This is a genomic window from Paenibacillus paeoniae, from assembly GCF_003388735.1.
In the GTDB taxonomy this organism is placed as follows: domain Bacteria; phylum Bacillota; class Bacilli; order Paenibacillales; family Paenibacillaceae; genus Pristimantibacillus; species Pristimantibacillus paeoniae.
In genome coordinates this window covers 89811-115679 of the sequence record NZ_QUBQ01000004.1, presented here as the reverse complement: position 1 = coordinate 115679, position 25869 = coordinate 89811, and the positions used below count along the sequence as shown (strand labels likewise).

The following is a 25869-nucleotide window of genomic DNA, read 5'->3' as shown; positions in this document are numbered from 1 at the left end:
AGCGATGAAGTTGACTGAAGGGCTGAGCGGCAGGCAATTCGCATTATTGGCCGCGTATATTTCAATCGGGGATTCTATGCTCGTTCTTCCCTCTATACCGGCCAATGCGGCGAAGCAGAATGCCTGGATATCTGCAATAATCGGTCTTGCGGCCGGAATGATCGTTGTATGGCTGATAAGTGCTGCCGGCAGACTATATCCTCGTATGACCCTGATGCAATCTTCGGAGAGGCTGTTCGGAAAATGGGTGGGGAAGGCGGTATCCGGCTGCTTTGTGATGTACTTGTTTCTCTCGATTAGTGCCCATACCCGTGAAATCGGTGATTTCATGACGACGCAGATGATGCCGGAAACCCCTATTCAAGCGATTCATATTATGTACGCGGGCATTATGGCGATGGCGGCACGTTTGGGGTTAGAAACCATTGCGCGAACGGGGGAGTTTTTGTTCTCGTTTTTCCTTTTGTTTCTTATTGTGTTCATTTTGTTCCTGATTCCTGAGATCAAGCTGAACAACTTGCTCCCCGTATGGGACGGGGGTTTGAAGCCGATCTTGCGGGGCTCCATTACAATGACGGCCTATCCTTTCATGGAGCTGGCAGTGCTGTTTATGGTTATTCCTGGCGTGCGGAAGCCGGAAGTGATGCGCTCTAATATGGTGAAGGGAGCCTTGTTTGGGGGGATTGTGCTGCTCTCCATCATTTTATTATCCATACTGGTGCTTGGCCCTGATTATGCGTCAAGAAGCATCTATCCCAGCTACGCGCTTGCCAAAAAAATCAGTATTGGCAAATTTTTTCAACGGTTGGAAGTGATATTGGCCTTCATGTGGCTACTGTCCTCCTTTATCAAATCAGCTGTTTTCTTTAAGGTGCTCCAGACTGCTTTTGCCCAGACGACTGGAATGCGCACCGATAAGGGAATGGAGCTCCCGTTCAGTATGCTGCTTGTTTTTTTCGCCTTGCTCATTTCGTCGAATATTCTCGATTTTCATGAAGTGGATCAATACTGGCCATATATGGATATGACGTTCAGCGTCATCCTGTCGTTGGCGCTGCTTGCTGCATACGCTATGCGTCGTTCCGCTGCGGGCAGAAGGGAGGAGCTTGGACATGAGAACAAAGGAAAAGATTAGTGCTAGGCAATTCACCATTCTCGTTATTCTCTATACCATTGGTACGCCCATACTTATCATTCCTGCAGCTCTCGCCTCTATTGCCAAGCAGGATGGTTGGATTGCTTCAGCTCTTGGACTCCTGATTGGACTTGCACTGACCAAGCTGTATGTCTCGGTAGGACGTTTGCCTGGCCAAAGACCGTTGTTTGCAACCATTGAGCATGTATTGGGAAAATGGCTGGGGAAGGTAGTCATCGCAGCTCTTGTTTTCTTTTGCCTGGTGACGGCTTCTGAGGTTTTATTTTATGTTGGTAATTTCATGACCACCCAGATTATGCAATCAACACCGGTACAGGCTTTCAATATTATGTTTGCCCTTGTTGTCGTGATGGCGATTTATATGGGCATTGAGACATTGGCGCGCTCCGCAGAACTGTTGTTTCCCGTGTTCGTGTTATTAATCGTCATTTTGGCGCTATTCGTAACTCCGCAGATTCATATTGAACGTCTTCAGCCTGTTATGGAGACAAGTATGAAGAGCTTGGTCTGGGCAACCATGTATTACACCAGTGTATTTTCAATGACTTCATTTTTGCTGCTTTCCGTCTTTCCTTCAGATATTGATCAACCGCAAGCCGCAGTTAAAGGGTTTTATCAAGGCATCACGATAGCAGGGATAGCTCTGTTGCTAATTATTGTGCTGTGCATTACGGTTCTAGGTCCCGATATGACCGCCAGACAAACCTATCCCAGCTATGCGCTTGCCAAAAAAATCAACGTCGGCCACTTTCTGCAGCGAATCGAGATCGTCATGGCTATTATGTGGTTTATCACTATTTTTTACCGGTTGTGCTTTTACTTTTATGGTGCCGTATTAGGTCTGCAGCAGCTCTTTAATCTAAAGGAATATCGTCCTGTGGTGCTCCCTTTGGGCATGCTTTTCGTTGCTTTGTCACTCGTGGTACACCCTAATGTGATGCATAGCAGTGAATATGAGGAAAATGCGTGGGTGCCATTTATTGCGACGTTTTGTTTTTTCCTTCCCCTTGTTTTACTCGGAGTTCATGCTATTCGCAAGAAAAAATAGAGCAACACAAAATCACATTCTTTTTTACCAATAATCACTGATGTAACTTTTTCGTTTGTGTGCTACGATACGATACGGCAGAGCCTCTAGCAGGCATAGCGCATGATGAAGAGTGAAGGTGATGACATGGAAGGGCATGCTGGAGAGACAGCAACAGGCAAAGGCAAGGGTACGAAAGATTTAAAGCTGTTCTACCTGACATGGCCTATATTTTTAGAAATCTCGTTATTTATGATGATGGGTATTGCAGATACGTTCATGCTAAGCTCGATTTCCGACAATGCGGTATCAGGTGTCGGCGCGGCGAATCAGTTTTTGCATATTTCCATACTGCTGCTGGAGGTCATTGGCAACGGAGCATCTATCGTAGTGGCGCAATACATTGGATCGCGGAAGTTTTTTGAAGCGGCCAAAATATCGGCATTAGCCGTTACGCTCAACCTCTTGGTCGGCATTGTAATGAGCGTACTGTTCGTTGTGTTCAACGGATATTTACTCCGCTCGCTGAACTTGCAAGGAGAAGTCTATGAGTTCGCGCACAGCTATCTGGCCATCGTAGGGGGAGCGATTTTCCTGCAAGCGATCATTAACTCGCTTGCTGCCATTATTCGCGTACATGGTTTTACGAAGGAAGCGATGCTCGTATCGCTTGGCATGAACGTTATTCACATTATCGGCAACTATGCGCTTATCTTCGGCAACTTCGGCATGCCGGCGCTGGGTGTGGAGGGCGCGGCAATCTCGACAGTGGCGAGCCGTTTGCTGGCTATTGTGGTGTTCTTCTGGCTGTTGTACCGCATTATGGAGGTACGGATCCAGATCAGTTATTACTTTAATCTATCTAAGGAATATATCAGCAAGATATTGAAGATCGGTGTTCCGTCCGCACTGGAGCAGGTAATGTATCAAAGTTGCCAGATTATCTTCATTTTCTATACGACATTCCTGGGTGAGGCGGCTCTCGCAGCCAAGCAATACGCAACAAGTATCTCGATGTTCATCTATCTGTTCGCGCTTGCGATCGGGATGGGAACCTCCATTATCGTGGGTCGTCTGGTTGGTGAAGGACGTCCCAAAGACGCTTACCAGCGTGTCTGGCTGAGCGTCCGATCGGCAAGCATCGGTACATTGATTGTCGTAGCACTCGTTATGCTGTTCCGGGAACAGCTTGTCGGTATGTTCACGGAGGATGCCGATGTCCTGCGTATCGGAGCGCAAGTGCTGCTGTACAGCTTGCTGCTGGAGACTGGCCGTACCATAAATCTTGTTCTTGTCAATGCGCTGCGCGCATCCGGCGATGCCAAATATCCGCTATTCATCGGTATGTTCTCGATGGTGGGGATGAGCTTATCGCTTGGTTATTTGTTCGTTTTCCATTTCAATATGGGACTCGTCGGTATTTGGCTGGCTATTGCGGCCGATGAATGGCTCAGAGCCTTCATCTTCTATTTCCGCTGGAAGAGCCGGGCATGGGAGAAGCATGCACTTGTGCTGCCAGATAAGGAACCTGAACGACCAGCCGTACACATGTAATCGGAAGACTACAAGCGTGCTGTCTGCCTCGACTGTAATCATTGTCGCGGTAGACAGCACGTTTTTTTGTTGTAGGGCATCACACTTATTTGTGGTGCACAAGTTGGGTTAGGTGGAGAATAGAGGGACTATCTTAAGGAATGCTAGTAACAAGAGGTTGAATAGCAGGCTGCTGAGGCACAGGTTGACATAAGGCTTATGTTCTGATATCTTTAAATTAAGATAACACAAACTGAAATAAGGGAGTTAATCCATATGTCGAACAAAGATACGAATGACGCGTTGGATATGTACATCGCCTTATCTCGTGCAAGCCAGTGGATGAATGCACACGCTGATCGCGATATACGCCGACATGGACTGAACCGGACTGAATTCGGCGTACTGGAGCTGCTTTACCATAAAGGACCGCAGCCCTTGCAGCAAATCGGAGGCAAGGTGCTGATGAGCAGCGGCAACATCACGTATGTGGTGGATAAGCTTGAGAAGAAGGGGTTTGTGGTCAGACGTGCTTCCACGGAAGACCGCCGCTTGATCTATGCGGAAGTTACCGATGCAGGCTGCAAGTTTATCGATGAGATATTCCCGGCGCATACGACCGTGATAGAGCAAGCCTCCAGCGGATTGTCCAACGAAGAGAAGGGGATAGTCAGCGAGCTGTTGAAGAAACTAGGGAAATACGCACAGCAGTCCTTTCAATAGAGCTTGTCGATCCGTTATTCGATGGGCTATGAGAAGATGGACTGCTTTTGCAGGACATATATCTTAATTTAAAGATAATAAGGAGAGATGGACATGACTACAAAAACGGCAGGCATTCACCATATTACAGCATTCGTGCGCAACCCGCAGCAAACCACCGACTTTTATGCGGGAGTACTGGGACTGCGGCTGGTGAAAAAAACGATCAACTTTGACGCTCCTGAGGTGTACCATCTGTACTTCGGCGACCGGATGGGGAGTCCGGGGACCATTATTACGTTCTTCCCTTGGGCGGATTCGCGAAAAGGCCGGATCGGCGGCGGACAAGTGGGCATCACGAGCTACGTTGTACCGGCTGACGCGTATGAATTCTGGAGGGAGCGCCTGACCAGACTTGGCGTAGAGACCCAGGAGGTGGAACGTTTTGGTGAGCGTTACCTCCAATTCGCTGATCCGGACGGCTTGCGCGGCGAAATTGTAGCGCGGGAGGAAGGACTAGGCAGCGACTGGGCGTTCGGCGGCATTCCGGCTGACAAGGCGATTAAAGGATTTGGTGGCGCAGTACTGTTCAGCACAGCGCCGGAATCGACAGGCAAGCTGCTAGAAGACGTCATGGGCTTGACGAGAGTAGGCGAGGATGCCGGCTTCGTGCGCTACCGTGCGTTCGGCGATCTGGGCAATGTCATTGAAGTGAACGCTGCCCCGATGGCTCACGGCCATGGAGGCCACGGAACGGTCCATCATATCGCGATGAGAGCGGCCGATGATGCAGAGCATGCGATCTGGAGGCATCATGTGGCTGCACATGGCTATCAGCCGACGCCAATCGTAGACCGTCAATATTTCAACGCGCTCTATTTCCGTGAGGAAGGCGGTATTCTATTCGAGATTGCGACTGATCCACCGGGCTTCACACGGGATGAAGAGCCAGAGCATCTGGGTGAGCAATTGATGCTGCCGGAGTGGTATGAGAAACATCGGGACGAGATCGAGAAGCTGTTGTTGCCATTTGAAGTGAGAGAATTGGAGGAGCGTGAGTCATGAAGCATCTATTCACGAAAGGCACTGACCCGAAGGCGCCGGTATTGCTGCTGCTGCATGGGACAGGAGGAACGGAGCGTGATTTGCTGCCGCTCGCGCAGAGGCTTTCTCCTTCTTCCTCCGTCCTAAGCGTCAGAGGCAACGTATCGGAGAACGGCATGCCGCGATTTTTCCGCAGATTGGCGGAGGGCGTATTTGACATCGAAGATTTGATCTTCCGCACGCAAGAACTTTGTGAATTTTTGGGCAGCGCGGCAAAGGAATACGGTTTCGATCGCGGCAATATCGTGGCGGTAGGTTATTCCAACGGAGCGAATATCGCAGGCAGCTTACTCTTCCATTATAGGGATACGCTGAAGGGAGCTATTCTGCATCATCCGATGGTTCCTATACGAGGGATAGAACTGCCTTCCATGGTGCAACTGCCTGTCTTCATCGGAGCAGGGGAGAACGATCCGATCTGCCCGCCGGGAGAAACAAGAGATTTGGAGGCGCTGCTCATCGGTGCTGGAGCGCATGTAACGACGCATTGGGAGAGCTTCGGTCACCAGTTAACCGGAACAGAGGTAGCCGCCGCAGCGGAATGGTTCCATAGAACGTTTTGAGGAGGAAGCGGTATGATCGCCATTGATCCCGAGCTGCAGAGTGCACAGGACAATTACAAGCTGTTAATCGGCAGCATTATTCCCCGTCCCATTGCTTTGGTTACCACTTTATCGTCAGCCGGAGTTCTCAATGCAGCTCCGTTCAGCTTCTTCAATATCGTGTCCTCCAACCCGCCTATGGTGTCTCTATCCGTACAACGCAGAGATGGGATATGCAAGGACACGACGCGAAATGCGGAGGCACAAGGCGCGTTCGTTATTCATATCGTCGATGAGCATAACGTGGAGGCGGTCAATCAGACGGCAGCAGCGACGGCACCGGATGTCAGTGAGGTAGAGCTAGCAGGACTGACGCCGATAGCCAGCGATAGAATCGGGGTACCAGGCGTGCGTGAAGCGCGCATCCGCATGGAATGCGTTCTGGAGCATGCCTTGCCGCTCGGAGGAACGGATGGCTCCCCTGCGTGCGATCTTCTGATCGGCAGAGTCGTGCGCTTCCATATCGCAGACTCGTTGTACGAGAAGGGGCGAATTGATACCGATAGCTTGAACCCGGTCAGCCGGCTCGCGGGCGATGACTATGCCGCGCTCGGGGAGAAATTTACACTCATGCGTCCCTTGTAATGATCTCTCTGTACGTGGTATCTCCCAAGCAGCATCCCTAAATATGGGGGTGCTGCTTTTTTGGCTTGAGTGAGATGAGCATCATCCTCTGTTGCGAGCTGCCAGAAAAGAAGCTCATCCTGCCGTCAGTCGTTTTTCCAGGCTTTAGACAGTCTGTATTGCTTGGGAGAGATTCCGTTCTCTCGCTTGAACATGCTGCAGAATTGCGCGTCATTGACAAATCCGGCATCAAGCGCAACTTCCGAGATGAGCTTCTCTGGATGCAAAATAAGGGCGGACCTAGCGTAGTTAAGCCGCTTTACGTACAAATATTGAAGCGGGGCAACGCCATATTTTTCTTTGAACAGATGACGAAACCTTCCGTAGCTGTACCCCGCCAAGTCAGCGAGCGCTTGAATGGATATTTTTTGGCGAAAATGCTCATCCATAAAGTTAAGCACATAATGCATCCGATCCGATTGCTGCTTGGGTGCCCGGCGGGTTCCGATCACTCGCAGCAAATGAATAGATAACTCGCCAACAAGCAAATTAAGCATGTCCGAGAAATCATCCTGCTGCTGTATGAATTCTGTTTTCATGCGAAGCAATATATTTTCTATCGTGCAATCCTTATCGTCCTCGAATACGCCGTTCAAGTGAGAAAGACCCTCCCGCTCACTGTTGAAGCCGACAAACAACACATCCGCTTCATTGATATGCAGCTCGTCATGCTCGGTGTAGGGAGAGACGAGGGCGAAGGTGTTTTTGCGGAAGGTGTAGGAAGTGGTTCCGATCTTTGTATGGCCTTTGCCATAATAATAAACGAGCTCGAAGCACTCGTGAAAATGAGAAGGGATATACTTCTGCTCCTCGCGCTTGGAGAAGAACAGAAAATCCATATTGTTCATGCCCGTAGCTCCCATCGTTTGATTTAGCCAAATCCTATAAGAAATATGAGCGAATCAAGATAAAACATCAGGGCGTTGTTTGGTACAATCATATCATTGATAGAAGCATATCGTAAACTTCATAGCGGATAGAGAAGATGAGCTGTGGAGTGATAACCAAACCTACTTCTAGGGGGCATAATGATGAAAAGAAGTTTATTGGCTTTAGTGCTGGCTGCTGTTATGTTGATTGCGGCCTGTTCGGGCGGGGGCAAAAATGCCGGTCCGGCGAATGAAACACCAGGCAATTCCGGTTCCAAATCGGATAACCTGAAAGTTGTTTTGCTTGTACCGGGCACGCTTGGAGACAAATCGTTTTTCGATGCGGCGAACAGCGGACTTGAGCAAGTTGCGAACAGCTTGCAAGCAGAAACTAAAGTTATCGAGATGGGCGTCGACACGACGAAGTGGGAGCCGACATTCAATTCTGTAGCTGGACAAGACTGGGATGTAATCATCTCAGGCGGATCGCAAATTACGGAACTGCTGAACGCTACAGCTGAGAAGCACCCTGATAAAAAATTCATCAACTATGACACAGACATCCCAGAAGCAGCACCAAACGTATACGCGATTTCTTACGCAACCAATGAAGTATCCTTCCTCGCAGGCGCGACAGCAGCTTTGACAAGCGTGTCCGACATGACAAATGCGAACGAAGAGAAGAAGATCGGTTTCTTGGGCGGCATGGACATTCCTGCCATTAACGCTTTCCTGGTTGGTTACATCGAAGGCGCCAAGTATGCAGTACCAGACATCAAAGTAGCCGTATCTTACGCAGGCAACTTCGCCGATCCGGGCAAAGGCAAGGAATTGTCCTTGCTGCAATACAACTCCGGCGTTGACGTGATCTTCAACGTTGCAGGCGGAACAGGCCTAGGCGTGTTCGATGCAGCGAAAGAGAAGAGCCGCTACGCAATCGGTGTGGACTCCGATCAAGGCACGATGATCGCAGGCACGGATAAAGACAAAGCGAACCTGATCATTACCTCTTCCGTGAAAAAAATTGACCAAGCCATTGTTCATGCCGTACGCGGCATTAAAGCTGGAACGCTGGAGCTTGGCAAGCTGGATGTTGTAGGCCTTGAGCAAGACGGCGTAGGCATCGTACGCAACAGCATTTTCAACTCGGTTGTGTCCGAGGACATCAAGGCTCAATTGGTTGAAATCGAGAAGAAACTGATTGCCGGCGAGATCAAAGTCAGCAACGCGATGGGTATGGAAACATCTGAAGTTGATCAAATCCGCAATTCCGTTAAGCCATAACATACGGATTCATACGAGCTTTAGGCTAAAATAACCAAGGGAGTTCTTCGAATGCGAAGAATTCCCTTCAATTCTATCAGGCCACCATCGCTAGGCTGGCGAGGGGCTAAGGGGAGAACAGTGATGCGGCAGAATGTGCTGGAGATGCGCAATATCACCAAGGTCTATCAGAATGGCGTTACAGCCAACCGCAACGTCGACTTCTCGCTGAGGGAAGGCGAAATCCATGCTCTGGCCGGAGAGAACGGGGCCGGCAAATCGACTCTGATGAAAATTCTGTTCGGCATGGAAGCGCCAAGCGACGGAGAAATCCGGCTGCGAGGCGAGGGGATGCGCTTCCAGACGCCGCAGGATGCGATTGAGAAGGGCATCGGTATGGTTCACCAGCACTTTATGCTGGTGCCGTCCTTTACGGTTGCGGAAAATATGGTGCTTGGGATGGAGCCGAAGCGAGGTCTCGGCATTCATTACGAAGAAGCGGTGCGTATGACGCAGGAGCTGTCTGACAAGTATCAGCTGACGGTTGATCCACGGGCGAAGGTAGAGTCCCTGTCGGTCGGCATGAAGCAAAAGGTGGAAATTTTGAAAGCGCTCCTACGTGGAGCAAAGATTCTTATTCTGGATGAGCCGACAGCTGTACTGACTCCGCAGGAGACGGAAGAGCTGTTCAAGCAATTGCTTGTGCTGAAGCAGGAAGGCCATACGATCGTCTTCATCTCGCACAAATTGAAGGAAGTGAAGGCGATCTGCGACCGCATTACGATTATGCGCAGCGGCACAAGTGCTGGTGTATTCGATATGGCGGACGTCACCGAGCAGGAAATATCGCGGCTGATGGTCGGCCGGGATGTCGTGCTCAAGTATGACAAGGCCGAATCGTTCTATGGACCTCCGGTGCTGGATGTTCAAGGACTTACGTACGTGAATGCGCTGGACAAAAAAGCGCTGAACGATATTCGTCTCTCTATTCGCACAGGAGAGATTGTCGGCATAGCCGGTGTAGAGGGGAACGGACAAGCCGAGCTGGTCAAGGCGCTTACCGGCGGGCTTGGCGGCCGGGTGAAAGGATCGGCCAAGGTGAATGGGTCCGAGCTCATCAGCCTGGATATGCGTTCGATCCGGGAGCTTGGCATCTCGTATGTCCCGGAGGACCGTATGAGCCAAGGGGCGGCCAAGGAGGAGAGCATCTCCGACAATATTATTTCTACGCGTTACCGCAGCCGGGACTGGAATAAAGGGTTATTCCTGAAGGGCAAGTCGATTGTACGTCTGGCAGAGAAGCTGATTGAGGAGTTTAAGGTCAGATGCTCAGGCCCTGCACAGCCGATCGGGATGCTGTCCGGCGGCAACATGCAGAAGGTGATCGTAGCGAGAGAATGCTCCACCGATCCCATCCTGCTTATTGCCGAGCAGCCGACCCGGGGTGTCGATATTGGAGCCGCACAGCTGGTCCACAAGAAGCTGCTGGAGATGAGAGACCAGAATTGCGCGATATTGCTTATCTCGGCCGACTTGAATGAAATTATGGAGCTGAGCGATACGCTGTATGTGATGTACGGCGGTGAGTTGGTCGCTGCATTCGATAAACCGTCCGAAGTGACGGAAGAAGAGCTGGGACTGTATATGCTCGGATTGAAAAAACAGCAGGGTGAACACACAGGGAGGGGCGTAACGTCAGATGCTCAAGTACTTTGATGCCATAAGAACACTGATATCGGTTGCGATCGCGCTAGTTATCGCCTTCCTCATCATTGCTATGATCAGCGAACAGCCGCTGGAGACGATTTCGATTTTCTTGCTTGGACCGATCTCGACTACGGCACAGATCGGCAATGTGGTCGAGATGTCGATTCCGCTTATGTTCACAGGCCTGTCGGTCGTCCTGCTATTCCGCAGCGGATTGTTCAACTTGGGTGCGGAAGGATTGTTTTATATATCGGGTGTGATTGCCGCTATTATTGCGATCTACGCCAGCATGAACAGCTTTATCCATCCCGTTGTAGCGATACTTGGAGGCTCGACGGTTGGTGCTCTTCTATCGGCGATTCCCGGCATTATGAAAGCGAAGTGGAACGCGGAAGTGCTCGTTACATCTCTGATGTTCAACAGCATACTGTCCGGTATCGGCCTTTATATCTTGAATTATCATCTACGGGATGCAGCGGCCTTCGCCAATGTGTCCTACAAGTTCCAGGAGACGGCAAGGCTTGCGAATTTGATTCCGGGCACGCGAATCCATACGGGACTGATTCTGGTGCTCTGCTGCATTGTGGCTACGCATTACTTCATGTATCACACAAGATGGGGTTATGAGCTGCGCATGACGGGCTCCAACCGCGCTTTCGCCGAGTTTTCGGGCATTAAGACGGCACGGGTCATCATTACGGTGCATCTGATCGCCGGGTTCCTTGCGGGAATGGGCGGAGCGGTGGAAGTGCTGGGGATGTATTCCCGATTCCAATGGTCCAGTCTTCCTGGCTATGGCCTGGACGGCGCGTTGGTCGCTTTGCTGGCGAAAAACAACCCGCTGTCGGTCGTTGGTGCAGCGCTCTTCCTGGCCTATATTCGGATCGGTGCTGACCAGATGTCTATCATGTCGGATGTTCCGGCAGAGCTTATCTCGATCATTCAGGCGATTATTATATTGCTCATCTCAGCGGAGCAATTCCTGAAGATGTGGAAGAATAGACAGCTGCTGAAGGAGGCGGAGAAACTTGGATAGCTTCTGGAGCGTACTTTTTTCGACTGATTTTGCTTTCTCCGTCCTTCGGGTTACAACACCGATCTTGCTTGCTGCGTTAGGCGCGCTGATCTCCAACAAAGCCGGTATCGTCAATATCGGGATGGAGGGCACGATGCTCGTTGGCGCCTTGACGGGCGTTATCGTGAGCGCCTACACGGGCAGTGCCTGGATCGGACTGCTTGGAGCGGTCATGTCCGGTATTACGTTGTCGGCCATTCTGGCCTATTTCACACTGAAGATCAAGACGCATATTATTTTGGGCGGTATTGCGATTAATATGTTCGCCTCGGGCGGAACGGTCTTTATTCTTTATTTGGTAAGCGGGGACAAGGGTACATCGACTTCTCTGCAAAGCAAAGTGCTGCCGAACCTTCATATTCCGCTGCTGCAGGATATTCCGTTAATCGGACCGATTCTCTCCGGTCATAACGTATTGACGTATGTCTCATTGCTGGCTGTGGCGGGCGTGTACTATATGCTGAAGAGAACACCGCTGGGTCTGCAAATTCGTTCGGTCGGCGAAAATCCTCAAGCGGCTCAATCGGTCGGCATCAGCGTGGCCAAAATTCAATTTATCGCGCTATTGCTAAGCGGATTTTTTGCTTCCCTCGGCGGCGCGTTCATGTCTATGGGCTATCTGTCCCTCTTCTCAAGAGACATGACGGCCGGTCGGGGCTGGATCGCTATTGCGGCTGAAGCACTGGGCGGAGGCAGCACGATTGGAACGTTTGTTGCTTCGTTAATATTCGGGGCGACAAATGCCATGGCGAATGCGCTGCAAATTTTGAATATACCATCAGAGCTTATCTCGACGTTCCCGTATGTGGCGACGGTAGTGGGATTGCTCGTTTACGCAATGATTGAGAGCAAGCGAAAGAAACGGAAAAAGGGAATTTAAAGGCTAAGGAGACTGACAATTATGGCACGAATTATACTAGATACCGATATTGGGAGCGACGTGGATGACGCAATGGCGTTAGCCTTGGCGATGCATTCGGAAGAAATACAAATCGAAGGCGTGACAACGGTCTATGGAAACGTAGAGCTGCGTGCGCGCATGGCGAAAAAAATGCTGCAATACGGCGGACATCCGGAGGTTCGCGTCTATGCCGGCCTTAACCAGACCTTGCTGGGCAACCGCGAGATCTGGATGGCTGGCCATGAGGGTGACGGTCTTCTGGCTGAGGATGACAACCTGGCGTATGAGGATCGGCATGCAGTCGACTTCATGATTGATACGGTTATGAGCAATCCTGGCGAAATTACGCTTGTAGCGATCGGCCCGCTGACGAACATTGCGGCTTGTTTGATCCGCGAGCCTCGCGTGGCCCAGAATGTGAAGGAGATCGTCATTATGGGCGGCGTAACCCGTCTCGGTGACAACGGCATGCATATGCGAATTGTCGAGCACAACATCGTCTGCGATCCGGAAGCGGCTTCGCTCGTATTCCGCAGCGGCGCTCCTATTCTGATGGCTGGGCTGGATGTAACGCTTAAAGTTATTATTACGGAGGCGGAGCGAGCGAAGCTTCATGCTACAGGCGATCCGCTGAATATGGCGCTGGCTCGTATGATCAGCAAATGGTTTGATTTTGCGAAGGAAGAGAAGTCGTTCATGCACGATCCGCTCACAATCGCGTTATTGATTGATCGTACGCTTGTCCGGACGGAGCGCATGAACATCCGTGTAGATTATGACCATCGCCCGCAGACTGGTCAGACGATTGGCACACTAGACGAGAAGGGCAACGTCGAGGTTTGTCTGGATGTTGATCATACCCGTGCGGTAGCGCTGTTGATGGAGCGGTTGGTCGACAGGAAGGTTAACGGAGTATGAAGCAGCCCAATATCGTCGTCGTAGGCAGTATGAATATGGATATTGTCGTAAAGACTTCCCGATTCCCGGGGGGCGGAGAGACGATTCTGGGCGACGAGCTTCACTTCATATCCGGTGGCAAAGGCGCCAATCAGGCGGTTGCCCTGGCTCGCCTGGGCGCACAGGTAACTATGGTCGGCGCGGTGGGTCTCGATTCGTTCGGTCGTACACTTATGACGGCGATGGCCGATAATGGCGTGAACTGCGACTATATTAAAATTACAGAGCAAGCTTCTACTGGCACTGCCTCGATTACGCTGACACCGGACGAGAATAATATCGTTGTGGTGCCTGGGGCGAACACCAAGCTGGAGGCACGTGACGTCAAGCAGGTTGAAACGCTCATTCAAGCGGCGGATGCGGTATTGCTGCAGCTGGAGGTTCCGCTTGCAACGGTGGAATATGCTGCGGCGCTGGCAGAGAAGCACGGCAAATTCGTCATTCTGAATCCGGCGCCGGCGCGTCCGCTGCCGGAGAGTCTGCTGAGACGGGTTCATGTCATGACGCCGAATCGTACAGAGCTTGAAGCTCTGACCGGGATTGATCTCGATGAGCGCCCGCTGGAAGAGGCGGTCGACAAGCTGCTGGATAGCGGGGTTCACTGCGTCGTAACGACGTTAGGTTCGGAAGGGTCGCTGTGGAAGCGCAGAGACGGCTCGCTGCAGCGCCAGTCTGCTTATCGCATGGAAGTTGTCGATACAACCGGAGCAGGGGATGCATTTAACGCGGGATTGGCTTATGATATAAGCGCGGACCGTGGAATTGGAGACGCAGTTGCTTTTGCCGCCAAGGTGTCCGGACTCGCCGTTACGAAGTTCGGGGCGCAGGACGGAATGCCGACGATGGCGGATGTAGAGACATATTTTCATGAATGAATAGCGAGGGCTGCATGTGAGACAGATGAAAAAAATGATCATCGATGCGGATACAGGCATCGATGACGCGCTTGCCATTCTATACGCATTGAAATCGCCTTCCATTAAGGTTGAAGGCATAACGACGGTATTCGGCAATATTAACGTGGAGAAGGCAACAGACAATACGCTAAGAATGATTCAATTGGCTGCTCCATCTTACGAGGTGCCCGTAGCACAGGGAGCGGGTAAGCCGCTGAAGCGGGGCAACCCCCAATTCGGAACGCACGTTCACGGAGCGAACGGCATCGGCAATGTGGAGATTCCGGCTTCTGCACAGCAGGTACTGGACGAAGCGGCGGCAGACTTTATATTGCGTAAGTCGCATGAGCTGGAAGGCGAGTTGATTCTAGTGACGCTAGGTCGGATGACGAATCTGGCGCACGCGATAGAGAAGGATCCTGACGTATGCCAGCGCATCAAGCATGTGTACGTGATGGGTGGGGCTGTAGCCGTTCCCGGCAACGTTACACCGGTATCGGAGGCTAACATTTGGGGAGATCCCGAAGCGGCTGAGCTTGTATTTGATTCCGGCGTTCCGCTCACGATGGTCGGTCTCGACGTGACGATGAAGACGCTGCTGACGGGCGAGCATCTGGACAGGCTGCAGCAAGCATGCGGGGAAGAAAATGATGAGATGGTGAATTTCATTCGGGAATCGCACCGATTCTATTTTGATTTCTATCGTTCCAGCAATTACTTTATCGATGCAGCTCCGATTCATGATCCACTTACCATACTGATAGCGGAAGATCCATCGATCGTGACCACGCAACAGATGAATGTGAAGGTCGTATGCGATAGCGAACTGTGCTCGGGCATGACGGTAGCCGATTTGCGCCGCAAATCGCTGATTGGCTCACCGATTAACGTATGTACGAATGTGGATGCTGCGCTTGCGGTCGATCGCTTATTGCACGCTTTTATATAAGATTGTAGGTAGAGCTATTGTATATTCCTTGTTTTATGCCCGTGCTGATGCACGGGTTATTTTTTTGCTCTCAATTGCTGTTCATGAAAGCATGACGCGCCCCGGCCTTCGATATACATAATCAGATGGGAACTTTCGAAGAGTCAGGGCAAGGACATGAAGGGTGGTTGGAGCATGGCAGTGGATTGCGTCATTATCGGCGGCGGACCGGCGGGATTAAACGCGGCGCTGGTGCTCGGGAGAGCTAGAAGAAGCGTTATTGTATTGGACGATAATCAGCCGCGTCATGCAGTGACTCAGCATACACATGGCTTCCTGACCAGGGATGGCGTAACGCCTGGCAAGCTAAGAGGGCTGGCACAGAGGGAGCTTGCCGCCTATCCGACAGTTGCAATGGAGCATAGACGGGTGACGGAAATATGGCGCGCGGGTGCCGGATTCCATATAGGGACGGGGGATGGGAGCTGGTATGCTGCTCGGAAAGTGCTGCTGGCGACGGGACTTCGGGAGACACTGCCACAGGTGCCGGATATCGACAGCTTTTATGGCCGGAGCTTGTTCAATTGTCCGTATTGCGATGGCTGGGAGCTGCGCGACCGCCCATTAATCGTGATCGCTGACGGCATGAACGCATTCACGCTGACCAGGCTTGCGTATCAATGGAGCAAGGATTTGCTCCTATGTACGAACGGTGCAGAAGGCACGTTAAATGAAGAAGAGCTGAACCAGTTGAAGAGTCATGGTATTCGGATCACGAAACGGCGAGTCGCAGGGTTGGAGGGAAAGGATGGGGAGCTTCATTCTATTCGGCTTGAGGGCGGTGCGCAGGTGCGGCGCTCCGGCGGCTTTGTATCGCCAGTCTGGCGGCAGGCTGCTCCGTTCGGGGATTGGCTGGGTTGTGCAGCCAATGAGCAAGGCGGCATTCAGACTGACCGCCTTGGACGTACAAGTGTATACGGCGTTTACGCAGCCGGTGATTCCTCCGTCATCGCGCCTGCCCAAGCGGTCATTGCGGCGGGAGAAGGCAGCAAGGCCGCGATCGGGATTAACGCGGATTTAATCCAGGAGGATTTTTGAGAAGGATAGGTGGTTCGTATGATTTCAAAAACCCGGGATATTTAAGGATAGGCAGATATGGAAGAGTTGAATATAAAAGTTCTCAATGAGAGTCCCATCCGTCAGCTGTTTCAAGTAGGGTGAGCCATTTTCGGGGGGCGTGTTTTGGTGATTTATTTGGTATTTATTATCCCGATTTTAGGCATGATGCTGTATATCAATACCGTGAAGCTGCTGAAAAATATGAAAGAAGGAAAGAATACAGCAAACCAAACAGGCTGGGGATCGTTATTGACAGGGTTAATTCTATTGTTTACCTTGTTGCTGATCTTAAGTATGAACTGAACCGGCCATTATCCAGACTTTCTCAATACCTAAGTCATGAATTGTTCAGCTTGTGCCGTAAAATCTCACGGTGTTGGTCCTTCAGTAATTCAAATTGCTTCTTGCGATGACCATTCGCGCCGGAAGGATGGGGGAAGTCGAACAAGCAGCGTTTATGAAGCCGTTCCCCTGGGAGCGGCTGTTCGTCGTCAATGTAACGCAGCACATCCGAGACGGATTTTCCGAGCGGAATAATGACGGAGTCCTGCACGGCTGCAAGCTCGCTGGCAAAGTCGTTTAGAGCATACTTGCGAATCAGGCCGGATGACAACATCCGAGGCTGATGGCCTGTATAGTTGTCCCCTTTGCGGAATAGAGGGTAACGGATGACAGAGGTCGTATGAATGAACTCTCGGTGTGTATCGAACAATTCGCTGCTATCTGTGACATTCAGCAGCTCTGGCAAGCCAAGCTCATTCAGCATGTCCACCAGATGGCGGCGCATCGTTCCGGCGAAGCTGGCTACATATTTCGCTCGCCGATCGATGTCCGCAAGGCTTATGCCAGAAGCCAAGTCATCCTTTGCTTGGCGAAGCGACAGCGACATTTGCGTAAACCCTGGTGTAATGCCGACGATAGTGACCCTGGCGGAAGGATTCACGTAATCGTATGGCGCGTAGTAGAGGGATAGATCATTTTCTTGCTCCAGTAAAAGGTCATCGATTAGAAGGTCTTCGCGTTGCCAAGCTCGTTCTGGCAGGTGGGCAATTGGTTGCGCAAACGTTGAAATTCGAGAAGGAGACATTCATGTGCCAACTTTCTATCACTAGATTTTCATTGAAATAGATTGGGAGTAACAGGAGTCCAAACCGTACAACTCTTGCCGATTAGTTTGTGTCTATTATAAAGAAAAAATGAGCGATAGCTGTACAGAATGACGGGGATTAACTGGAAATCCCCTGGAAACAACGGAGTTCATTGGATGAACCTTTGTCGCTAGGGGATTTTCTCATGCTGCTCATAGGAGGTGTTTTAACTATTGAAGCGCATCTATAATCTTTTTACGCAGCTCCGCACTTAGCGGACCGCCGCCGTGCGCGAGTTCCAGTGCCCAGATGACTGCGCCTGCGGCTGGCGGCTCCTGGAGGAGAATGAAATGGCATGCGCGTTCGGTCAGTTCCAACACGAATTGCTTGTAGCGGTCGCGCATGATGGGAGATGCTGCTTTCACCCATACCGAGCCGGCCATGACGATATCGACAGGCTGCTCGTCAAAGTCCAGATGACTGATGCAGCCAACGGTGGAGTAAGCGAGCTGGCGCGCGGAATGCTCCACGATCACCGATGCGACAGGATCGCCGTTCTCCGCTGATTCGAATAGCAATGTAACGAGATCCGTGAAAGGAAGCTTGCGGGTCACCAACTGCTCCAGCGCATGATCCATGAAGTTTTCTTTGCCGCTAGCACCAATCAGCTTCATGGCGGGTTCTGTCATGCTTGTCTCGGGAGCGAGACGGTAGAAGCTATCATAGATCGCGCGAATAACGCGGCGAGTCAGATAGAAGCCGCCGCCTTCGTCGCCAGATAGCTCGCTGCCTACGCCGCCGACTTGCAGGCGCTGCCCAGTCGGTGAGATGCCGCCTGTGCAAACGCCGGAGCCGTTAATGGAGCAGATGCCGTAGCCCTTCTCGCTGCCGACTTTGATGCCAAGGAAGGAGTCATTGTCCAGTGCATAGGAGGTGAAGCCGATTCGCTCCACCACTTCATTCAGGTTGCGCTTCTGGACAGGGATGTCCGCACCGGCGAGGCCAAATGCTCCCGTTGCTACATCTTCCATCGATAGTCCGTTTCTTGATAGCAGCAGTGTAATTTGTTCATTCATCACGCGATAGGCCTCGGCATAGCTGTCCTTGAACTGCTCATGACTGCATGTGCCCGAGCGGATATGATCGACGAACGTGCCGTCTAGATGGAATAAGAAGTAGTCCGTCTTGCTGTTGCCGCCGTCAACGCCAATTACATAATTACCTTTCATAGCAGGTCATGCTCCTTATTCGTGCTGCATTTATTTGAATTGAGGCAAATAGTCCTTATGCGCTTCCTTCAGTTCATGGAAGCAATCATGCGCCGTCTGATAGTCGCCCACCAGCGGGTTCATCATCAAAGCGCGCATCGCCGCCGCTTCACTTCCTTCTACAGCCGCCGCGACCGTCTCGCGCTCGTAAGCTTTTACCATACGCATATAGTCGATGATATGCTTGTTGTCGAAGTCAGGCACGGCAATCGGCTTCGCGCCGTCCTTGCCGATTACAGCCGTTACTTCAATAGCATCGTTGTCTTCCATGAACGGAAGTGCGCCATGGTTCAGCAGGTTTACGACATGCTTTTCTTGCTTGTCATTGAAGATGGCGTCCACCAAGCTGATTGCGACTTCGGAATAGTTGGCGCCGCCACGGGAAGAGAGCAGCTCCGGCTTGGAATGCAGATTGGCGTTGGAGTAGATGTCCAGCAGTTCTTCTTCGATCTGCATGCACTTCTCGCCGCGAGACAGCTCCGCGTCCTTCAACAATTTCAGCTTCTTATCCTTGTAGTAATAATATTCAAGATAGGAGGAAGGAATGGCACCGACTAACTGAACAAGCTCTTTGCTGAAGCCAGTGGAAGGAATGTTCTTCATCGTCTCGCTGTTCAGACCCCTATCCAGCGCCGTCTTCAAATAGTCCTTGCCGTCTTGCTCAATCGCCGTGATCCAGCTCAGGTGATTCAGACCGACATACGTAAGCTCTGCATTCGGAAGCTCCATGCTTTCACGAATACTTTTGTTCATATTATACGGAACGTTGCACAAGCCCAGCATTTTCACCTTCGTATGATTCAGAATCGCTTCGGTAATGATACCCGCTGGATTAGAGAAGTTGATAAGCCAAGCGTCAGGACATAGCTCTTCCATTCTTTTTGCGATATCCAGCATAACCGGGATCGTACGCATCGCTTTGAAGAAGCCGCCAATGCCGCATGTTTCTTGTCCGATCAAGCCGTATTGGAGGGGAATCTGTTCGTCAAGGACGCGCGCAGGCAGCTTGCCAACACGGATCTGTCCGAGTACAAAGTCTGCGCCGCGCAGTGCTTCATCGAGATCCTGCGTCTGGATGACCCCGCAGTTCATGCCCGCTGCGGCGGTCATCCGCTCGCACAGTCCTCCGACAATTGATAGTTTTCTATCGTCGATATCCATCAGGGCAAGTTCGTGAAGAGGAAGAGCGCTTTTCCTCTTGATGATGCCTTCCATAAGTTCAGGCGTATACGTGCTGCCAGCGCCGATAATCGCGATTTTAAGCTTTCTCTCCATGTCACTCATCCTTTGCTGCATTAGTATGGCCAGTATAACACGAGGCACTATTTCCGACAATAAATATCAATATGATTGAAAAGTTTTGAAATAAAATTTTAAAAAATAGAGATGAGTGCAAACGTTTGAGCCGAAAAGTGCTTGTAATTTGTGTCTATTACGTATAGTATTTAGTTGCGAAAACATGACACGGAATAGGGAGCGGCACATGGCGATTAATGATAACGTCTTGATTAAAATCCGCGAACGCAAGGACAGTCTGACGCCTGTTGAACGGTTAGTCGCGGAGTATATATTAGCCAATAAAGAAGAGATCCCGCATCTGTCGATCAAAAGCCTGGCGCAAGCGAGCAAGACGAGCGATGCATCTGTCCTGCGCTTCTGCAAGACGATGGGATACAATGGCTACCGGAGCTTTATCGTGAGCATCTCGGCTTCTCTCGGTTCGATGGATGAAGATTCGGGCGATCAGTATACGGATATTCAGCCTGGCGATGAGCTTACAACGATCATCTCCAACATCAGTCGCAATAATATGCGTTCTATCGAGGATACACTGAGCGTGCTCGATCGGTCGGCCGTGGAGCGGGCTGTTCATGCGCTGCGTACGAGTAAGCGGATCATCTTCTTTGGGATCGGCGCTTCGGGACTTGTAGCGCAGGATGCAGAGCAGAAGTTCACGCGCATCAATATGATGTGCCATGCTTTTCTAGACGGGCATAGTCAGCTTACGGCGGCTGCGCTGCTGTCCAAAGAAGATGTAGCGATCTTTATCTCCAATTCGGGCGATACGATCGAAATTTTGGATGCGCTTGAAATTGCGAAGAAGAATGGCGCGCACATCGTGGCGATTACCAAATACGGCAAGAGCGAGCTGTCCAGCCGTGCGGATACACTGCTAAGCATCTCAACGCCGGAGATATCCATCCGAAGCGGAGCTATGGGTTCGCGCATCGCCATGCTGACGATTATTGATATGTTATTCGCCGGGGTGGCGAGCGCAGACTATCAGCAAGTGAAGAAGTATCTATCGAAGAGCCGGAGCATCATTGCGAACAAGCGGAGAAGATAAAGCGGCTGACAACCTGGTCATGAATGTTAACCACTGTCCTTTTGGATGGTGGTTTTTTATTTCATTCTACGAGAATGCGTGATCATCCAGCATGTTGCCGGGATCGCCGAGGGATATTGTCGACAAAGGCTGTGCAGGAAGCACAAATGATGATATAAAATGCCAAATATAATTTTCAATATAAAAATTTATTTCAAAATGTATTGACGAGGATGAAATAAAAGTTTTAATATAGAGTCAGAAATACAACAGAAATGAAACGATCATACGGGCTGACACAGGGAAACGAACCGTAGGCCATGATCACGTTAGGGGAATCACTATGAATGACTATCTTGCAAGCTTAACGACGGAGGGGATTAATGCCGAGACGGCTATGATTGACGAGTTGACGACGGAGCAAATGTTGAAACTTATCAATCAAGAAGACGCGACGGTACCTACGGCGGTTGCCGCGGAGCTGTCTCACATTGCAGCTGCTGTGGAAGCGCTTCATCGGGTGCTGGCAAGCGGTGGCCGAATGTTCTACATCGGCGCGGGAACATCAGGAAGACTTGGTGTGCTTGACGCTTCGGAATGTCCGCCGACCTTCGGAACCGATCCCTCACTGGTACAGGGTCATATCGCAGGCGGTGATATCGCACTGCGGGTCGCTGTGGAAGGCTGCGAGGACGATGGAGAAGAAGGCAAGGCACTCATGGATCGAATTGGTGTGACGAACAAAGACGCGGTAATCGGCATATCGGCAAGCGGAAGCGCCGAATTTGTAATCGAAGGATTGCGCAGAGCGGGTGAGATTGGCGCTTTGACCATCAGTGTCGTGAATAACAAAGGAACAAAGCTGGGAGAAGTGAGCTCGATTACGATTGCGCCAGTCGTTGGACCGGAGGTGATTGCAGGCTCGACCAGATTGAAAGCGGGTACAGCGCAGAAGCTGGTGCTGAACATGCTGACGACAGGTACGATGGTGAAGCTGGGCAAGACGTACAACAACTTGATGGTCGATATGCGGGCCAGCAATAAGAAGCTATATGATCGGGCCGTTCGTATGATCAGGACGACAACCGGAGCCAGCCATGATACTGCACAAGAAACGTTGCAACAGGCGTCCATGGACTGCAAGCTTGCGATTATGATGATCAAATCCGGGCTTGAAGCTGACGATGCTCGGAAGATGCTGTCACAATGCGGAGGCAGCCTGAAGAAAGCTATTCGCGTTTGCGCTAAAGTAATGTAGGTTGCTTGGCCGGATGTGGGTATATAGAATGAAATGATTAAAGGGAGGATCTTAGCAATGAAAAGAAAAACGAAATTTGCTGCAACTGTTTTGGCTCTCATGCTTTCTGTAAGCGCACTTTCCGCTTGCGGATCCAGTAACAACAACAATGCTGGTCCAAGCAACTCGCCTAGCCCGTCCGCTTCCACTGGAACGGAAGGCGAAGCTGCTAAAGACACCATTACGGCGCTTCTTCCGCCGGTGTCTCCAAAGTACCAAGAGAACTTCAAGCAAATGGAAGCCGACTTCAACAAGCTTTATCCTAACCTGACATTGAAAATCGAACCTGCAAGCTGGGAAGACATGACGCAAAAGCTGGATACGCAAGTGAATGCGGGCAGCCCTCCTGATCTTGCTTTCATCGGCTCCGACGGCATCTCCAAGTATGCGCAAATGGGCATGCTGCTGGATATTAAAGGCCTAGTTACACCAGAGATGGCAGCTGACTTCGACGAAGCTCCGCTGGAATACATGAAGAACGGCGACGGCCTGTACGGCATGCCGGCATACATGGAAGTTCATGCGATCGGCGGCAACAAGCAGATGCTTGAGCAAGCGAACATCGATTGGAAGAAAGTACAGCAACAAGGCTGGACGTATGAAGAATTCCGTGAAGCGATCAAAGCGGGCGTGGTTACGGAAAACGGCAAAACGCGCTATGGTTTCGTATTCGCAACAGCTGGCGTAGCATCCAAAGACTACCTGAGCATTTTGGTGAAAAACGCAGGTATGCCATCGCCGTTCACTAAGGACCATAAGTATTCCTATACAAGCAAAAACTACCTGGAAGTATTGAAAGCAATTCGTCAAATGATCGACGACGGCTCCATGCCGAAAGAGCTGAGCTCCGTTGATGCGGGCAAACGCTGGAACATGTTCCTGACAGGCCAAACGATGATCACGGGTAAAGGCCTGGCGGTATTCGAGAACTCCGCTAACCAAAACAACAAGAAAATCGAAGCCAATGATGGAAGCGCTGTAGCGGACAGCATCGCGGTAGATTACCTTGTATTGCCTGTGCCTTCCTTCGCGGGCCAAGAAGCCGTATCCCACGCTGTTGTAGACGGATATGTAGCCTTCCGCGGCAAGAAAGAACCAACAGAAGAGCATAAAGCAAACATTGTGAAAGCAGCGTACTTCCTGGCAAGCGGTCAAGTAGCAGCAACAACAAATGCGGACCTGTTCGCAGCTCACATTACAGACAGCGCTCGTGAAATTGCTAAAACGATGGAGTCCACACGCAATCCTGACAACATCGCAGCTGTAGAGAAAATGCTGGAGCATGCTGCACCGGCTCGTCCAGACATCCCGGTAGAGCTTGGCGCGAAAGCGATCAAAGTAGAAAATGAAGTCGTCATTCCGAAGCTTCAAGCTTTGCTTGCTGGCGAGATTTCGCCGGAAGACATGTACGCAGCGGTTAAGAAAGCTGCAATCGACGCCTTTGGCGCGGATGGAGTTGTACAAGAGTAAAACTTGCTTGGGTCGAAGTGATTCGAAGGTGAGTGTCCGCGTTTGAGCGGAGGTTTTGAACGCCGATAGAATTCGGCAAGATGAACGCTCGGATAGCCGCCCTGAGCGGGAGGCTATCCGATTATGTTTTCGGAGAAGTTAGCGGTAGTGAAAGGAGTCCTGCATGATGGCTCGAGCATCAAACATCAAGAATCGTCTTAATAAGGGCGACGGCGCCTGGGCATATGGATTTATTGCGATAGCGCTTGTCGTATATGCGCTATTCACAGCGTATCCCGTTATTAGTGCATTACTTATCAGCTTTCAAGAATACCGTCCTTTAGGCTCCAGCTTTAATGGAATTGACAATTACGCGAGTATCTTCAAAAGCGAGCTATTCGGCAAAGCTTTGTGGAACACGCTAGTCTATACGGTACTGACGGTTCCGGTTGCGCTGATTCTTTCATTCGGTGTAGCCATCATGATTATGCCGCTTAAAAAATGGGCGCAGACGACGTTCAAGGCAATCTATTACTTGCCTGCTGTTGCCTCCGGCGTAGCTCTGTCCGTTGTATGGCTATGGATCTATGATCCAATGCCAGGCGGCATACTCAATCAACTGATTGGACTTCTTGGCATAGAGAACCAGAACTGGCTGGGCTCCAGCTCCACATCCATGTTCTCTCTCGTACTGATGTCCTGGCTGTCGAGCCACGGAACAAGCATCATCATCTATGTAGCCGCGCTGCTCGGCATCGACGAAAGCTACTATGAAGCGGCGGAGATTGATGGTGCAACGTTCTGGCAGAAGATGTGGCATATCGTCATTCCATGCCTGAAGCCAACCACTTTGTTCTTGCTCGTAACCGGCGTTATCGGCTCCTTCCAGGTATTCCAGAATGCGTACCTGATGACGGGAGGCGGACCGGACCATTCTACCACAATGGTAGGCTTGCTTATCTTTGATACCGCGTTCAAATATTTCGAATTCGGCAAAGCGGCAGCTCAATCGCTTATTCTTGCCCTAATTATCGGCATCATCGCGTTTATCCAGTTCAAGTTCCTGGGCAAAGACGTGGAATACTAGTAGAAGGAGGGACCCGAATTGGCCCTGTTTAACAACCACTTGGGAAATCGCGCAGCCAGATACACACGCAACACGATCATTGTTGTCCTCCTTCTGCTGTTCGCGTTAGCAACTTTGTTCCCTATCTATTTCATGGTTATGTCATCCTTCGGGGATCCCGTTGAAGCCGGAGCAATCAGCTATTCCATCTGGCCCGGGAAGTTCTCGTTCGAATCGTATAAATTTTTCTTCAAATTTAGTGAGTACTCGTATCGCTGGTTACTGAACTCTTTGATCGTGGCTACTGTCGTTATGGTTTCTAACGTCATATTTGCCACGATGGCGGGTTATGCGTTCGGCAAGATCAACTTCAAAGGACGCAAGGTGCTGTTCGCCGTATTGCTGGCTGCGATGATGATTCCTTACCAAGTTACGCAAGTGCCGCTGTACATTCTGATTGTGAACATTTTCGAGATTCAGAATACGTATCAAGCTCTTATTCTGCCGTCGCTCGTTACGGTCTATAATATCTTCCTTGCGAAGCAGTTCATGAGCTCCATTCCAAATGAAATATTGGAAAGCGCCAAGGTAGAGGGTGCAAGTCAGTTCAAAATTCTGACTAAAATTATTATGCCCCTGTCCAAAACCGTCATGGCCGTTATGGCAATCCTGACGTTCATGGAAAATTGGAATACGTTCTTCTGGCCGTTCCTGGTTACGAACACGATGGATATGCAGACCATTCAGGTCGGTCTGAAAAACTTCCGTTTCGCCAACACAACGTACTTTGCTCCGATGATGGCGGGCGCGACCATCTCTGCGGTTCCGATGTTCATACTGTTCTTCAGCCTGCAGCGTTACTTCCTGGAGGGTGTAACAGTCGGCGCGGTCAAAGGTTAACATGCACACTGA

At 50.8% G+C, this 25869-nt stretch carries 25 protein-coding genes; 21 read left to right on the top strand and 4 right to left on the bottom strand.

The features are described 5' to 3' along the window. Positions 1-4: 4 nt before the first annotated feature. The 7 genes from DX130_RS18915 (at position 5) to DX130_RS18885 (ending at position 6709) form a co-directional block, all read left to right on the top strand. Positions 5-1135 carry a GerAB/ArcD/ProY family transporter gene (locus DX130_RS18915; protein ID WP_116048039.1) on the top strand — a complete coding sequence of 377 codons (1131 nt, stop codon included), beginning with the start codon at positions 5-7 and terminating at the stop codon, positions 1133-1135. After that, positions 1113-2204 carry a GerAB/ArcD/ProY family transporter gene (locus DX130_RS18910; RefSeq protein WP_116048037.1) on the top strand — a complete coding sequence of 364 codons (1092 nt, stop codon included), beginning with the start codon at positions 1113-1115 and terminating at the stop codon, positions 2202-2204. Before DX130_RS18915 ends, DX130_RS18910 begins: the two co-directional genes overlap by 23 nt. A 105-nt stretch (positions 2205-2309) precedes the next feature. Continuing rightward, positions 2310-3737 (top strand): MATE family efflux transporter, encoded by a 1428-nt coding sequence (locus DX130_RS18905; protein ID WP_420818543.1) that lies wholly within the window; start codon positions 2310-2312, stop codon positions 3735-3737. A 255-nt stretch (positions 3738-3992) separates the two neighbouring features. Further along, positions 3993-4439, top strand: coding sequence for a MarR family winged helix-turn-helix transcriptional regulator (locus DX130_RS18900; protein ID WP_116048036.1), 447 nt, complete (start codon positions 3993-3995; stop codon positions 4437-4439). Between the two features lie 93 nt (positions 4440-4532). Then, a complete protein-coding gene (locus tag DX130_RS18895; protein ID WP_116048034.1) occupies positions 4533-5483 on the top strand; it encodes a VOC family protein in 951 nt (316 codons plus the stop codon). Continuing rightward, positions 5480-6085, top strand: a complete 606-nt coding sequence (locus DX130_RS18890; protein WP_116048033.1) for an alpha/beta hydrolase — start codon at positions 5480-5482, stop codon at positions 6083-6085. Before DX130_RS18895 ends, DX130_RS18890 begins: the two co-directional genes overlap by 4 nt. A gap of 12 nt (positions 6086-6097) precedes the next feature. Further along, positions 6098-6709 carry a flavin reductase family protein gene (locus tag DX130_RS18885; protein WP_116048031.1) on the top strand — a complete coding sequence of 204 codons (612 nt, stop codon included), beginning with the start codon at positions 6098-6100 and terminating at the stop codon, positions 6707-6709. A gap of 125 nt (positions 6710-6834) precedes the next feature. Here DX130_RS18885 and DX130_RS18880 read toward each other — a convergent pair whose 3' ends face one another. Next, positions 6835-7596, bottom strand: coding sequence for a helix-turn-helix transcriptional regulator (locus DX130_RS18880; RefSeq protein ID WP_165861363.1), 762 nt, complete (start codon positions 7594-7596; stop codon positions 6835-6837). Positions 7597-7776: 180 nt separating this feature from the next. Between DX130_RS18880 and DX130_RS18875 the strand changes: the two genes are divergently transcribed. The 9 genes from DX130_RS18875 (at position 7777) to DX130_RS26550 (ending at position 16766) form a co-directional block, all read left to right on the top strand. Next, a complete protein-coding gene (locus DX130_RS18875; RefSeq protein ID WP_240644588.1) occupies positions 7777-8901 on the top strand; it encodes a BMP family ABC transporter substrate-binding protein in 1125 nt (374 codons plus the stop codon). Between the two features lie 51 nt (positions 8902-8952). Continuing rightward, complete coding sequence (locus DX130_RS18870) at positions 8953-10596, top strand: ABC transporter ATP-binding protein (protein ID WP_240644587.1); 1644 nt, start codon at positions 8953-8955, stop codon at positions 10594-10596. Beyond that, positions 10580-11623, top strand: coding sequence for an ABC transporter permease (locus DX130_RS18865; RefSeq protein ID WP_116048024.1), 1044 nt, complete (start codon positions 10580-10582; stop codon positions 11621-11623). The genes DX130_RS18870 and DX130_RS18865 overlap by 17 nt, the downstream gene beginning before the upstream one ends. Continuing rightward, positions 11616-12542 carry an ABC transporter permease gene (locus tag DX130_RS18860; protein ID WP_116048022.1) on the top strand — a complete coding sequence of 309 codons (927 nt, stop codon included), beginning with the start codon at positions 11616-11618 and terminating at the stop codon, positions 12540-12542. Before DX130_RS18865 ends, DX130_RS18860 begins: the two co-directional genes overlap by 8 nt. A 21-nt stretch (positions 12543-12563) precedes the next feature. After that, a complete protein-coding gene (locus DX130_RS18855; RefSeq protein WP_116048020.1) occupies positions 12564-13481 on the top strand; it encodes a nucleoside hydrolase in 918 nt (305 codons plus the stop codon). After that, on the top strand, positions 13478-14395 hold the full coding sequence (gene rbsK, locus DX130_RS18850; protein WP_116048018.1) for a ribokinase: 918 nt from the start codon (positions 13478-13480) through the stop codon (positions 14393-14395). The genes DX130_RS18855 and rbsK overlap by 4 nt, the downstream gene beginning before the upstream one ends. A gap of 25 nt (positions 14396-14420) precedes the next feature. After that, positions 14421-15365, top strand: coding sequence for a nucleoside hydrolase (locus DX130_RS18845; RefSeq protein ID WP_116048491.1), 945 nt, complete (start codon positions 14421-14423; stop codon positions 15363-15365). Positions 15366-15539: 174 nt separating this feature from the next. Further along, complete coding sequence (locus DX130_RS18840; RefSeq protein ID WP_116048017.1) at positions 15540-16442, top strand: NAD(P)/FAD-dependent oxidoreductase; 903 nt, start codon at positions 15540-15542, stop codon at positions 16440-16442. A gap of 147 nt (positions 16443-16589) precedes the next feature. Then, positions 16590-16766: a hypothetical protein gene (locus DX130_RS26550; RefSeq protein ID WP_165861362.1), complete on the top strand. Its 177-nt coding sequence runs from the start codon at positions 16590-16592 to the stop codon at positions 16764-16766. A 34-nt stretch (positions 16767-16800) separates the two neighbouring features. Here the strand turns inward: DX130_RS26550 and DX130_RS18835 are convergent, their stop codons facing one another. The 3 genes from DX130_RS18835 to DX130_RS18825 all read right to left on the bottom strand — a co-directional run bounded on the left by DX130_RS18835 (position 16801) and on the right by DX130_RS18825 (position 20094). Continuing rightward, the gene (locus DX130_RS18835) at positions 16801-17550 is read right to left on the bottom strand and encodes a uracil-DNA glycosylase family protein (RefSeq protein WP_116048015.1); all 750 of its coding nucleotides are present in this window, start codon (positions 17548-17550) and stop codon (positions 16801-16803) included. A gap of 231 nt (positions 17551-17781) precedes the next feature. Continuing rightward, the gene (locus DX130_RS18830; protein ID WP_116048014.1) at positions 17782-18780 is read right to left on the bottom strand and encodes an N-acetylglucosamine kinase; all 999 of its coding nucleotides are present in this window, start codon (positions 18778-18780) and stop codon (positions 17782-17784) included. 30 nt (positions 18781-18810) lie between these two features. Further along, positions 18811-20094, bottom strand: a complete 1284-nt coding sequence (locus tag DX130_RS18825) for a 6-phospho-beta-glucosidase (RefSeq protein WP_116048012.1) — start codon at positions 20092-20094, stop codon at positions 18811-18813. A 208-nt stretch (positions 20095-20302) separates the two neighbouring features. Here DX130_RS18825 and DX130_RS18820 point away from each other — a divergent pair, with 208 nt between their 5' ends. From DX130_RS18820 to DX130_RS18800, 5 genes are all read left to right on the top strand, one after another. After that, positions 20303-21166, top strand: coding sequence for a MurR/RpiR family transcriptional regulator (locus DX130_RS18820; protein ID WP_116048010.1), 864 nt, complete (start codon positions 20303-20305; stop codon positions 21164-21166). A gap of 322 nt (positions 21167-21488) precedes the next feature. Continuing rightward, positions 21489-22403, top strand: a complete 915-nt coding sequence (murQ, locus tag DX130_RS18815) for an N-acetylmuramic acid 6-phosphate etherase (RefSeq protein WP_116048008.1) — start codon at positions 21489-21491, stop codon at positions 22401-22403. A 57-nt stretch (positions 22404-22460) separates the two neighbouring features. Beyond that, positions 22461-23912, top strand: a complete 1452-nt coding sequence (locus DX130_RS18810; protein ID WP_116048006.1) for an ABC transporter substrate-binding protein — start codon at positions 22461-22463, stop codon at positions 23910-23912. A gap of 166 nt (positions 23913-24078) precedes the next feature. Beyond that, positions 24079-24978: a carbohydrate ABC transporter permease gene (locus DX130_RS18805; protein ID WP_116048005.1), complete on the top strand. Its 900-nt coding sequence runs from the start codon at positions 24079-24081 to the stop codon at positions 24976-24978. A gap of 18 nt (positions 24979-24996) precedes the next feature. After that, a complete protein-coding gene (locus DX130_RS18800; RefSeq protein WP_116048003.1) occupies positions 24997-25857 on the top strand; it encodes a carbohydrate ABC transporter permease in 861 nt (286 codons plus the stop codon). The last annotated feature ends 12 nt before the right edge of the window (positions 25858-25869 follow it).